General features: G+C 26.5%; 8 protein-coding genes, 1 tRNA gene and 1 rRNA gene. 5 read left to right on the top strand and 5 right to left on the bottom strand.

Annotated elements, in window-relative coordinates; genetic code table 4:
* Together MHO_RS05615 and MHO_RS02035 are read left to right on the top strand one after the other, a co-directional pair.
* A complete protein-coding gene (locus MHO_RS05615; protein ID WP_012855637.1) occupies positions 1-1,674 on the top strand; it encodes an ABC transporter permease subunit in 1,674 nt (557 codons plus the stop codon).
* Positions 1,675-1,811: 137 nt separating this feature from the next.
* Positions 1,812-1,885, top strand: a tRNA-Trp gene (locus MHO_RS02035).
* Between the two features lie 83 nt (positions 1,886-1,968).
* Here MHO_RS02035 and metK read toward each other — a convergent pair.
* The 3 genes from metK to MHO_RS02050 form a co-directional block, all read right to left on the bottom strand.
* Positions 1,969-3,117 (bottom strand): methionine adenosyltransferase, encoded by a 1,149-nt coding sequence (gene metK / locus MHO_RS02040; RefSeq protein ID WP_012855638.1) that lies wholly within the window; start codon positions 3,115-3,117, stop codon positions 1,969-1,971.
* 193 nt (positions 3,118-3,310) lie between these two features.
* The gene (gene asnA / locus MHO_RS02045) at positions 3,311-4,291 is read right to left on the bottom strand and encodes an aspartate--ammonia ligase (RefSeq protein WP_012855639.1); all 981 of its coding nucleotides are present in this window, start codon (positions 4,289-4,291) and stop codon (positions 3,311-3,313) included.
* 133 nt (positions 4,292-4,424) lie between these two features.
* A complete protein-coding gene (locus MHO_RS02050; protein WP_012855640.1) occupies positions 4,425-7,661 on the bottom strand; it encodes a DUF885 family protein in 3,237 nt (1,078 codons plus the stop codon).
* 365 nt (positions 7,662-8,026) lie between these two features.
* Between MHO_RS02050 and rrf the strand changes: the two genes are divergently transcribed.
* Positions 8,027-8,131: ribosomal RNA gene (gene rrf / locus MHO_RS02055) — 5S ribosomal RNA — on the top strand.
* Positions 8,132-8,200: 69 nt separating this feature from the next.
* Here the strand turns inward: rrf and pepF are convergent.
* Together pepF and MHO_RS02065 are read right to left on the bottom strand one after the other, a co-directional pair.
* Positions 8,201-10,036: an oligoendopeptidase F gene (gene pepF, locus MHO_RS02060; RefSeq protein ID WP_012855641.1), complete on the bottom strand. Its 1,836-nt coding sequence runs from the start codon at positions 10,034-10,036 to the stop codon at positions 8,201-8,203.
* Complete coding sequence (locus MHO_RS02065) at positions 10,036-10,551, bottom strand: adenine phosphoribosyltransferase (RefSeq protein WP_012855642.1); 516 nt, start codon at positions 10,549-10,551, stop codon at positions 10,036-10,038. The genes pepF and MHO_RS02065 overlap by 1 nt, the downstream gene beginning before the upstream one ends.
* A 213-nt stretch (positions 10,552-10,764) precedes the next feature.
* Here MHO_RS02065 and MHO_RS05620 point away from each other — a divergent pair, with 213 nt between their 5' ends.
* Both MHO_RS05620 and MHO_RS05625 read left to right on the top strand, forming a co-directional pair.
* A complete protein-coding gene (locus MHO_RS05620; RefSeq protein WP_012855643.1) occupies positions 10,765-12,420 on the top strand; it encodes a ribonuclease J in 1,656 nt (551 codons plus the stop codon).
* Between the two features lie 40 nt (positions 12,421-12,460).
* Entirely contained in the window at positions 12,461-13,465 is a 1,005-nt protein-coding gene (locus MHO_RS05625) for a hypothetical protein (protein WP_012855644.1), read from the top strand.
* Positions 13,466-13,510: the final 45 nt, after the last annotated feature.

Consider the following 13,510-nt stretch of genomic DNA (forward strand, 5'->3'; position numbering starts at 1 on the left):
ATGAATAATATTTCTTTTCCAAAATCTTTCTATTTTGAAAAAATAAAATACGATAATTTAACGTTAAGGGGACCAAAAAAAATTATTTGAAGAATTTTAGGTCTCGTTTTTGTTTTAGTCTTAATTGCTTTGTCAATTTATTTTATTGACTTCTCGTTTGCACCAAACGGAAGAAGGGTTTTTAGTCAAAATATAATTGACTTTTTTAGACCACATTTGATTAGCAAATTAATTCCTGGTCAAAATTTGTTTCTATTATCAATTAAATATTTATGGGAAAGCATTAAGGTTGCTTTTTTAGGAACGATTATTGGGACATGTTTAGCATTATTTACAGCTTTTTTTTCTAACTACAAAATGAATAAATATTGAATAGCAATTCCTATAAAATTCATAATAATAGTTTTAAGATTACTACCAGAATTATTCTTTATTTATTTATTTCAAATTTCAGCAGATAAAACGTTGGCTATAAATTTGATTTTCTCTTGATTTACTTGGCTTTGATTACACGAATATTTTTCTCAAGTAATTGAAAATGCAAATTTTGAGATATTCTATTGACTAACAAAAATAAAACAAAATAGATTCACTGCATTTTTTAAAGAAATTTGACCTCAAATATCTCCAAAAATTCTTAATTATATATTTTATGCTTTTGAATCAAACATTCGTTGATCTACAATTCTTTCAAAACTTGGTTTTTTAGGAATTGGAATATTGATCTATCCAAATTCAATCAATGTTAATTATTTTCATGAACTTCTAATCCCACTGCTAATATTAGCAACATTTTTAATTTTTATTGAATTTTGTAACTTTATAATATCAAATTTGTTGTTTTATTCAAGGACTCAAAAAGTAAATATAAAAAAATATGCCAAAAATTCTACTATTAAAAAAATAATAATTTTTATAGCAATTGCAATAGGCTTAACAATAACTATCTTTGCATGTTTATCATTAAGAGGAGAAAAATTTTATTCAACCCAAGGAAATTACTATTTCAAAGAGTTATTTAATGGTGAATGAAAAAATGTTTTTCTTGGATGAAAAACAAACAGTAATTTTGGACTTCTATATATGCTTTTGCAACTTGGGGCATTGGTGCTTTTAAGCATTTTACTAACATATTTTATATCGTATTTTAAATTGCTATTGCTTTCAAGACAATTATTCAAACGCTCATATTGAATTGAAAAAATTTGAAACACTATTTTAAGATCAATTCCTGTAATTTCATTATTTTTATTAATCTCTAATTTGTTTAATAAATTAGAAGCTGCTTTTGTTATAGCATTTGCAATTCATAGTTCTTCTACTATTTCTAGAATGTTGGAGAGCTCCATTAAAAAAATCTCGACAAACAAGATAAATGAACTAAAAATCAAAGGATATTCAAAATTTTATATCTTTAGAAATTTCATAATGCCAACAATTAAGCTAGATTTAATTACATTTATGACTTTTGAAATTGAAAAAATAACTAGAAACTTTATTACATACGGTTTATTTTCTGCTTCATTGCTAGGATCTGAAACTAATCTAGGAAGATATAAAGAAATCTCCGATATTGCACCATATTTATGAATTGAATTTATCATTATTGGATTAATTAATCTAGGTAATTATTTATATAGATTAAGATTAAATAAAGGCAGTATTAAAAAATAAAATAATACTTATTTAAATGTCACTAGATAAATTTATCTCTAGTGATATTTTATTAATTAACTTAGATCTTTAAAAGAAATGTATTACTTAAAAATTATGTAATTTATATAATGTTTGTTATAATAAATATTAGACCTAGGGGTTTAGTATAACGGCAGTACCGCAGTCTCCAAAACTGCTTGTGAGGGTTCGATTCCTTTAACCCCTGCCATATAAAAAAAGTTTGTTAATAGCAAACTTTTTTTAAATTCAATATTTAAAAAATTTGCTTTGTTAGCAAATTTTTAATCTAATTTAATTTTGATATTTTTTAGCAACATATTCTTTAATTTGATCAACACTATCAAGCTTTTCTCAACTTAAATTAAGGTCGTTTCGTCCAAAATGTCCATATGTTGCAGTTTGTAGATATATTGGCTTTAATAAATCTAATTTTTTTATAATTTGTTCAACGCTTAAATCAAATACATGTTCAATAATGTCAGCAATTTGTTCATCATTATATTTTGATGAATTAAAAGAATTTATATAAATAGATTGAGGACGTGGCAAGCCTATTGCATAAGACAATTGAATTTCAATTTTGTTTGCTATCTTAGCAGCAACTAAATTTTTAGCAATATACCTTGCCATATAAGCAGCAGACCTATCTATTTTTGTAGCATCTTTTCCTGAAAATGCTCCTCCACCATGGTGAGCAAAACCGCCGTATGTATCAACAATTATTTTTCTTCCTGTAAGCCCAGTATCTCCAACAGGGCCACCAATTACAAATCTGCCAGTCGGATTAATCAATAAATCATAATCCAAATTAAAATTAAATTCTTTTAACACATAATCAACAATATTTTTCTTTATAAAATCTTTAAATTCTTTTAAATTTGCATTTTCAGCATGTTGAATTGACATTAAAACTTTTTTAACAGTTATTTTATTGCTTTCATCATCATATTCTAATGTTACTTGGCTTTTCATGTCACTTTTTGCATATGGAAATTGATTTTGTCTTCTTAAAAATTCAGCGCGCTTAAGAAGCTCATGTGCTAAAACTATTGGTCAAGGCATATAGAATTCATTTTCATTAGTTGCATATCCAAAAATAATCCCTTGATCACCAGCACCCAATTCATGGTCTTCTTCTTTATTGACACCCAAAGCAATATCGGCACTTTGTGGAGCAATACCATTAATTATATTAAAATCATTTTCATCATATCCTAATGGTTTCAATACCTTTCATGCTTCTTTAATTGTGTCAGAATATGCCTTTGTAGTTATTTGACCTCCTATGTAGATGATGTTGTTGTTTGCCAAAACATCGCAAGCTACTCTTGCATATGGATCATTTGCCAACAAACTATCTAATATTGCATCACTAATTTGGTCGCATATTTTATCAGGGTGACCTGCCCCTACACTTTCTGATGTTAATAATTTTTTCATTTAAAAAACCTTTCTAACACAGAGAAAGGTTTTTATTATCTTTTTTTGTACATGTTAGATATAAATCCCTTACCATCCACCTTGCTTTATTTAAGTAGGTTGGCATGCCTTAATATGGTTAACTGGCAACTCTCTATGTATTTTTTGTTTTATTATTATACTAAAAGTTTAGTATATTATTAAAAATTAATAATTATAAAATTATAATGTTTTCTTTTGCTGATTCATCTAGGGTTTTTTGATCTCATGCAGATGCTTGAACTTCACCAATATGATGTTTTTCTAATAGAAACATTGCAATTCTACTTTGGCCTAGGCCACCACCAATCGTATATGGCAATTTGCCTTCTATTAAATCACAATGATATGGACTCAATTTTTTAATTTCTTCTTCGGTTTTATTTGATTGTTTAATTAAAGAATCTTTATCAACTCTAATTCCCATACTGCTAATTTCCAATGCTTTTTTATTTACTGAATCATAAACAATTAAATCCCCATTCAACATTCAATCATCATAGTCGAATGCTCTTTTTGAATGTGGAATTCCATCAGGTAAATTGTATCCTATTTGATAAATAAAAACAGAACCATATTCTTTGCAAATTGCTTCTTCGCGTTCTTCGGGACTTAGGTTTGGATAAAGATTATACAAATGGCTAGAACTAATAAAATAAATATTTTTAGCTAACTTTTGACTCAAAACAGGATAGATTCTATTAATAGATTTTTCAGTATTTTTTAATGCTCCATAAATTAACTTAACAATATGTTTTAAATATTTTAAATTTCTATCTTCTTTTTTTATAATTAACTCTCAGTCTCATTGGTCTACATATATTGAATGTTTATAATCTAATTTTTCTTGTTTTCTTATAGCATTCATATCTGTATATATTCCTTCATACAATCCAAATTCATATTTCTTTAAAGCATTTCTTTTTCATTTGGCAAGTGAATGAATAATTTGCAATTCGTCTTCAACTTCGTCTGCAAAAAATACAACTGGTTTTTCTCCGTTTAGACCATCATTTAAACCACTCTTAGTTTTTACAAACAATGGCGCTGAAACCCTGACCAAATTCAATGTTCTATGAAGTTGATGTGAAAATAGATCTTTTAGTTTTTCAATAGCAAATTGGGTATCTTTCAATGATAATTTTGATGATGGCATATTTTATGCTCCTTTTTTAATTAATTTAATAAATTATAAATTAATATAACTCTTAAATATAAATAATTTTTTAATACAATAAAAATCAAGCCTAATGGCCTGATTTTTATTACTTATATTGCCAAATTTGAAACTATTTCTTTTCAACAGTTAGGCCGTATTTAGCACTTACTGATTTAATTAAGGCATCCATTGGCAATGCACTATTACGTAATAAAGCATCAAAGAATTCTTTTACATATTTATGATCATCTTTTTCAACAAATTCTCTTCTTGTTAATCCTAGTTTCTTTTGAACTTTTGTATATAGATCCATCATAACTGCCTTACCTGAGTTATATGAGGTTGCTTGACCAACATATGATAGGTAACGTCTTGATTCTGATGTTATGTCACCAATTCCTAGTGATGAATTTTTCTTCATGAATTCTCTTACTTGGTTGATTGAAGCACCTGCTGGCAAGTCTTCATGTCCTTTTACACCTTTACCATGGTAAGCAGTGTCTAATGCTAAACGCATGTTACGCAATTGAGCTTCGTTTAATGCACCTTGGTATTGCAACAAGTTAGCCAATTTTACAGCATCCATTGCATGCTTTTTATCTTGTTTTTCATATTTATTAACTTGTGCAACTTTATTTCAATATACACCATTGTGTAAGTCTTTAATTTGTTCAATCATTTTATCTGTAACTTCTGCTTCTGTTTTAGCAGTAAAGAAGTTTGTTATACCATGTGCTGTTGAGAAGTCAACTGGCATTGCATATAAATCGCCATCTTTATTGTCATAATCTGGTGTGCCATAGAATCCAGCTTCAATTCCAAATCATTCCATAAATAGAGCTCAACCTTCAACGTATGAAGTGTAGTGGAATACATTTCCTAATTTATATTTACCAAATTCTCCAACTGATGATAGATACTTTTGAGCATACATTAATTGGTTGTGGTGTCCCATCATTGATTCATGGTTTGCAAATGAAGTAACTGATCATTTTGGTAATGAGAAGTATGGGTCAACATTAAACATGAATTTTTTAATGCTTGAGTCGTAAGCTCCAACACCTGAAAATTCTCTTCTAGAAAAGGCATATGTTTGAATATCATAATCAGGAACGGGATTTGCAAAGAATTTACGTCCATAATTTTGAGTAGTCTTCTTAAATTGATCATATGCTTTAAATGCTGACAATCCACCATAATAGAATTCTTCGTTTGTTATCGAACCATGTTTTGTAGCTTTATTTTTTTCACTTAGTAATTGATTATAATTGAATTTTGTTAATTCATCAACATATTTCTTCAAATCAGGATTTGTTTTAAGACCACTTTTTACAGTATCTGTTCAGTAGGCACTACCTTCACGTCCAAAGAAGAATTCTTCGTCATTTAATCATTTAGTAAATGAAGGAATATCAATGTTTCCTTTTTCATCACGAATTACAACAGTTTCTTCTTTTATTTCTTCTGGTCCAATACCATCAGCATCATATTTAATTTTGGCTTCTCATTTTTTGCCTTTTCCAACAATTAAATCAGCTGCTTGGTTAGCAATTTTCTTTGAGTTTTCAGCAGATTTCTTTGTTGTTTCATAACCAATATTATTTACTTGATCATCTGTTAAATCAGAAGTTGTAGCCATCTTTAGAATTTGACGATACATTGATTGACCATTTACGGTAGCATCTCCTTCAGCAAAACCCAAACCAACATTTCTTTGATTTAGGTCTTTTTCAGTTAATCCTAAACCATATAATTTAACAATTTCCCCACTAGCATTTTTTGCATCAATAGACAATTCTTTTTCATTAACTTTATTTTCTTTATAAAGTTTTAATTCTTTAATGTCTTCACCCAATCCATGAGTTGCAGCATTGTAATATGTAGTTGCATAATATTTTAATAATTCTTTTTTGGCTGTTGGCAAGGTAGAAGAATTAATTAATTCTACAACTGAAATTTCGTTTTTAGACTTATCATTTACAAAATTAGTTAGTTGTGTTTGAAATAAACTTCCTACAAAAGCATTAATTACCATTTTTGAGAAAACTTTCGACATAACAACTTTATGTTGCACTGCTTCTTTGAAGTTTTCTAATAATTGAGGTAAACTGCCTCATCCTCTTCCTAGTTGATTATTAAATGCATTCAATGGATATACAGATGCATTTCCTCAAGAAAATGTAGGGTTTAACAATCTTAGTTGATTGTCATGGTGTCCTTTAGCAATTTCTCAATCGTATTTTATAGCATATTTTCATGCTAAAGAATCGCTCGTTAATGAGGCATCATTTATTTTTGAAATTTTTTCAATATATTTACCATAAATTTCAGAAATTTTCTTTGATTGTTCAGCAGTAGGTGCACTTATTCCATTTAATTTTTCTTTCTTTAATTCAGATTCAAGATCACCTTTTAAATCTAAAATATGTCTTGCGGCTGCTTCTTGGCTGGCTGGTGAATTATCATTTTCTTTTGAAAGTAAATTGCTTAATTCATCGCTCTTTTTAACAATATCGTCATATTCTTTGTCTAGTGCATCTAATTCTTTTTGATTAGCTTCAATTTCTTTAGAAATATTTTCTTTTTTTGTTGTCAAATTTGCAACTTCAATTTCAAGTTTTGACTTTTTATTAGTTTCTTCAATGATTTTATCTTTTTGAGTTTTTAATTCTGTTTGAAGACCTTCAAACTTTTCTTCTTCTTGTTTAATTTCTAAATTCTTAGCTTTAATTTCTTCCTTTTTTGATGATATTTCATTATTTTTTGTGCCATCAGAATTTTGTTTTTCTAATGTTTCTAGGTTTTTATTTAAATCATCCAAGGCTTTTCTTAATTCAACTAATTTAGTTTTAGATTCTTTAATGTTATTTTCTATTTCTGTTGATTTTTTCAAATAACTTTCTATTTTTTTCCCTGAATTTTTAAATTTGCTTTCAGAAGACAATAGCTTGGTCTCTAAGCTACTTAATTGATCTTTAAGATCATCATTTTTTTCATTTAATTCTTCATATTTCTTAGGAATTTCAACAATAGCTTTGTTTGCAGCATTTAATTCTGCTTGATATTTAGCTGTTCTTTCTTGTTGGATTTTATTTAAATCTTCTTGCAATTTTTTAACTAATTTTTCTTTTTCTTCAATTGTTTTTGAATTATTTTTTGTTTCTTGCAATTGCTTCATAAGATCATTAATTTGTGCTTGATCTTTTTGAGAATTTGCTTTTGCTTCATTTAATTGCTTTTCTAAAGATTCAATTTTTTTGTTTAATTCATCATTATTTGTATGTGTACATGATGCTGCCATAGGCATTAAGGCTGCTACGCCAAAAATTGAACCTAATGAAATTAGAATTCTAGTTTGTTTTTTCATTTTTCCCTTCTTTAACTTTTAACTTATATTGTTCTTTTTTACAACAAAGTTTTTATTTTTTTATAGTCATAATTTTAGAAAAAAAAGAAAGAAAACGCTTATTTTGTAATTTTTTTGCATATAAAATACAAAAAAAATTAACATTTTCTTATAGTTTTAAGTACAAAAAAGCATAACAAAAGCACAATAAAAATTTTTTTGCTAACTTTAAATATTAGAATTTATGCTTTATTTTTGTAAACTATATATTTTTTAAAAAAGTGGATGAAAATCAAAAAATGATGATGCTTTTTTTAAAAAATCTAACAAAATAAAAAATTTTTAAAAATTTTGAAACATATTTAAAAATAGTATATAATAATACACGTAGCAACCATAACGAAGGGGTCCACCTGAAACCATTCTGAACTCAGCAGTTAAGCCCTTCAGTGCCGACGATACCTCAATGGGAAAATAGGACGTTGCTTTTTTTATATCTTTTTTTAATAAAAAATAAGGCTTTTAAACCTTATTTATATATAGATTAATATAAGTTGAGATTAACAATTATTATTTTTAAAAATTTTTTTACCTAATTTAATATACTTATCAACTTTTTGATTCAAAACCTCAAATGCTAAATTATAAATATCTTCATTATAAATATCAACACCAGCATCTTTTAAAATATTTGCAGGTCAATCGATGTCTCCGGCACTTAAAAATTTATTTATATAGTTTTTTAATGCTTCTTGGCCTTCTTGTTTGTATTTTTGGAAAAATACATTTGCTACGATATATCCTAATGCATATTTATATACATAGAAATAATAATAGAAGTGAGGAACCATTACGCTATAAACATTTCTAGGATCGCCTAGTTTTATTGATTTTGATGTAGTCGAGTATTTCTTTTCGTTTTCAACATATAATTTTTCTATTTCTTCATATGTATTTAGTGGTTTATTTTCATCTATTGCATTATATAGATCGAATTCAAAATTAGATCACATCGTTTGACGCAAAACTGTGCCAATAAAATCATTAATGCTTGAATCAAGTAGATAAAATTGTTGTTGAATATTTTTTGATTTGCTTATTAAATAATCATTTAGTAATAATTCATTAAATATCGAAGCAATTTCTGCTAAAAATATTGGATAAGAGCTTCTAAGAGGAGATTGGCATTTATTAGAAAAATATGAATGCATTGAATGTCCCATTTCATGGCATAATGTATTGACTGATTCCAATGTTCCATCAAAATTCATCAATATATAAATTTTTTTCATTCCTGCTGCCCCGCCTATAGAATAAGCGCCGCTTCGTTTAGATGGAACATTGACATAATCAACCCAACGTTCATCAATAGCTTTTTTAACAACTTCTGGATATTCATAAGGCATTATTGAAATAACATCTAATAAAATCTTTTGTGCTTCTTCTATTGTATATGAAGATTTAACATTAACTAAATCTAAAAAGTAATCTCATTTTTCTAATTTTTTATTGAATTTAGCTTTAAAAAATTGTTTTTTAGCATTGTTATATTTTTTAAATATATACATATGTTTTTGAACTGCATCATAAATAATGTTCAATAACTTTTTATCAACATGATCTTGCAACAAAATAGATTCAAGAGATGAATTATATTTTCTATATAAAACATTAACTGATATTTCTTTAATATGTTGATATAGCAATCTTGCTAATGATTGTTTATTTTTTAAATATCCATTTAAATAATTAAAATAAACATCTTTTCTAACTTGTTCATCTTTATTTTTTAATAAAGCTATTCTATTTCCTTCGGTTATTTTTATTTTTTTATTTTTAATTAAAACATTGCCAAAATCAACTTCACTATCGCTTATTATTGAAAAAATATCTTCAGGCACAGGCGAACCACTTGCAGTATCATTTAAATAATTTTCAACATCATCCGACAATTTATGATCAAGTTCTTGCAAAGTTGCTTCTAGGTCTTTTTTAACATCAATTAGTCTGTCGTCATTAATTCATGTTTTGATTTTGTCTTTATGTTGAAAAATTCTATTGGCTTCTGAACCTAATTTTTTAGCATATTCTTGGGATTTTGTTTCAAATAATGAAATTGTTTTATTTATTGTGGGATCAACAATATTTATATTTAATTTATTATCTAAATAATTAGAAATTCTATTGCCTAAAATTAAGAATTTCTTTGAAAGCTCAATATATTCAACATATTGGTCTAATGAATTGTATTTGCTATCTTTTATTTTAATTATTTTTGAATACAAATCAAAATATTCATCTTCTAATTGTTGATAGGTTTTATTACCTAATATGTCTTCAATATCTCATTTATATTTTTCTTCAACGTCACTATATGAATTGTATTTTTTTAACATTATTCCCCTTTATTAATATAGATTAAACTTTTTATATCGTATGGCAATCTTTCATGAGAATTAAAGCCATCTAATTCCATTAAAACAATTATTCTACTGATAATTACACCTTGTTCTGTTAATAATTTAGTAATTGCTTCCAATGTACCCCCGGTTGCTAAAACATCGTCAACTATGACGGCTTTTTGACCTGGTTTAACTAAACCTTTTTGAATTTCTAAAATATTTCTACCATATTCAAGTCCATAATCGCAGCTTATAACTTCGCCGGGCAATTTGCCTTTTTTTCTTACCATAATAAATGGTTTTGATAATTTAGCAGCTACTGGTGTTCCAAATAAAAATCCTCTTGCATCAGGACCCACAATAATATCTGCACCTTCTGCTAATTTAGCCATTTCATCAATTGTATAATGTAGTGCTTGTCCATTGGCTAATAAAAGCGAAATATCTTTAAATTTGACGCCTTTTTGTGGAAAGTCATCAACAGTTCTTATATACTTTTTTAAATCCATAAATTTCTCCTGATAATAAGTTGATAAATAACGAATAAATTTTAATATTATTTACAATTTTATTTTATAAAAAAATGATTTTATTTCAAACATTTGAATAAAAAACTAGTTAAAATAAATATATTAATTTGCTAAATTTTTTTTATTTATTGATAAAATAAAATTAACTTAAATTCTTTTATTTTAAATTTTAATAATTACTCGGAGGATAGAATGAATAAAATTAATTTTTTTGCATTAGGTGGTTTAGATGAAAACGGCAAAAATTGTTATGTTTTAGAAATAAATAACAAACTATTTGTGATTAACTCAGGAACTAAAATTCCTATTAACTCGCATAACGGTATTGATACATTAATTTGCAATTACGAATTTTTAGAAAAACGTCAAAAAGATATAGAAGGATTATTTTTGACTGATGTTAGAAATGAAACGTTTTCTGCTATTCCTTGATTATTAATGAAAATTAAAAACCTAAAAATATATACTAGTGCTTTTAATAAAATTTTTTTATTAGATAGAATTTCTAAATATAATATAGGTTCGAATACATTTGAAGTTAAAACAATAAATAAAAAAACAGCGTTTGGCGGGGTAAATGTAACTCCTTTTGATCTAGCCGGAGGTTTGCCTGGACAACTTGGGTTCAATTTTGAAACCCCAATTAGCAATATCTTGTTTATGACAAATTTTGTTGATGGTGATTTGGGTCCTTATGGTAAAACCGATTTGCAACAAATTCAACAAATAATTAATAACAAAAAGGAATTACAGCTTTTAATAATGGATAGTTCAAGAAGCGCTTTTCCTGGACGTTCAATTGAAAAACTTTGAGTTTCAAGAAAAATTGAATACAAATTTAAAGAAACATCAGACAACCAACGAATTATTGTTGGTTTATATGATGAAGATATGATAACTGCACATGAAATTCTAATACTTGCAAAACGTTATAACAGACCGGTTATAACTTATGGTTTAGCTTATTCTCAATTAATAAAACTTGTTGAAAAGGTAAATCCAAATTCTCAATTTCCGGAATTCGTTGAATATCAAACTGCAAATAATGTAAAAAATGCTGTTATTCTTGTAACAGGTGCAATAGATAGACTTTACACAAGATTTGCAAGAATTTCTAGCGATAATGATGTTTATTTAAAATTAAAAAATGATGATGCAGTCATTATAATTGCTCCGCCAGTTAACGGATTGGAAGTAAATTACGCAATAACACTAGATGATATTGCTAGACATACTGCTAATTTAATTGAACTAGGCAATGATCAATATTATTCATGTAATCCTGCTAAATTAGATATTTTTAATATTATTAAAGCATTAAAACCTAAATTCTTTATACCAATTCAAGGTCTATACCGTTACCAAGTTGTAGCAACTCAAGTTGCTAGAAGCGCAGGTATGAACATTAGTAACTGCTTAGTGTTGCAAAACGGAAAGGTGGCCGAATTCAACGATACAAATTTAATTTCTCAAAAACATGGAATTAGAAATGTAGGTGATGTTATTATTGATGGCTATGGTATTGGCGATATTTCCCATGAAGTTATTAATGAAAGAGAAAACTTAGCAAGAGATGGTGTAATTGCTCTTAGCTCATTAATAGATTATAAAAAGAAGAAACCAATCAATGAACTTCAAATTTCTTCATATGGAATAATTACGAAAGATAATAAAGAAGTTATTCACAAAATAATTAATGATTTATTCAAAAAAGAATTTGAAAATAAACAAACAAAAGAAATAAATTTAAAGGAAATTCAAGAAAAATTAAGAAAATCAATTAAAAGAAAAATCGCCAAAACTATTGACAAAGAGCCAATGATTGTAATAACTTTATATGAAATTTAACTTTTAAAAATTATAATTATAGTGATAACTAGGAATATTTATGAAAGTGGCAAAGGAAAAACAAACTAAAATTAAGAACCAAAAACAATACTTTTTTTCAAGAGACAGGGTGCTTTTATGAACAATAATACTTTTAGTAACATTGTTTTTTTTAGTTATATCTTTCCTTAATGTTCCTTGATTAACAACATTGCATTCATATTCATTTAATGTATTGTTTGGAATGTTCTCAATATTGTTTTATTTATTAATTATTCTACTTTCAATATGAAAAATCTTTAATTTAAAATCAACGTATAAATATTGAATATTCAATTTCAACCTTGGAAGATTAATATTCTTTTTTATTAATATTATAATTTTGGGTTCTGTTATTTATTACACCATTCATCAAGTTGAACATAATTCAAAGAATTTTTTTACTAAATATTTTAGCAGTTGATTTGTTGATTTTAGTAATAGCCAAAACTATTTACTACCTCAAAAATACACCCCCGGAGTGATTGGAACATTTATTAATTCAATATTAAATATTCCTGGAAAAAAACTCGGTTTTTCAATAGCTTACATAATAAGTATTGTTCTTTTAAGCTTATCTGTCATTTCATTTTTTATTAGTAACTCTTTCTTTAAAATGATATTCTCTCCAAAAAGCAAAAAGAACAAGGAAAAACTTCAAAATCAAAGCGATTTAAAAATAAAGGAAGAGGATATTAAAATAATTAATAACAAAGAAGTCGTAAATAGCAATATTCAAATTTTAGAGGCTAATTCTAACTCAAATAAAAATATAGACTCAACACAAAATTCAAACCAAAATAACAATCTTGATTTAGATCCTTTTGATGATGAAAAAGAAATTGAAGAAGATTCAAAACAAAAAGACAACAATGAGCCAGAGCCAAAAGAAGCTATTGACTCACCAAGCAATGAAAATTCTATAGATCCTACACTACAAGAACCAGATAATTCAAATAAAAATAAAGAGGTTAAAAAAGAAGATAAGATTTATAAAATCATTGAAGACGAAGAAGATTTATTCTAATTAAAAAAAAATCATTTTTTGCAAACATTTATTTATAAAAGCAAA

The organism is Metamycoplasma hominis ATCC 23114 (assembly GCF_000085865.1).
Lineage (GTDB): Bacteria > Bacillota_I > Bacilli_A > Mycoplasmatales > Metamycoplasmataceae > Metamycoplasma > Metamycoplasma hominis.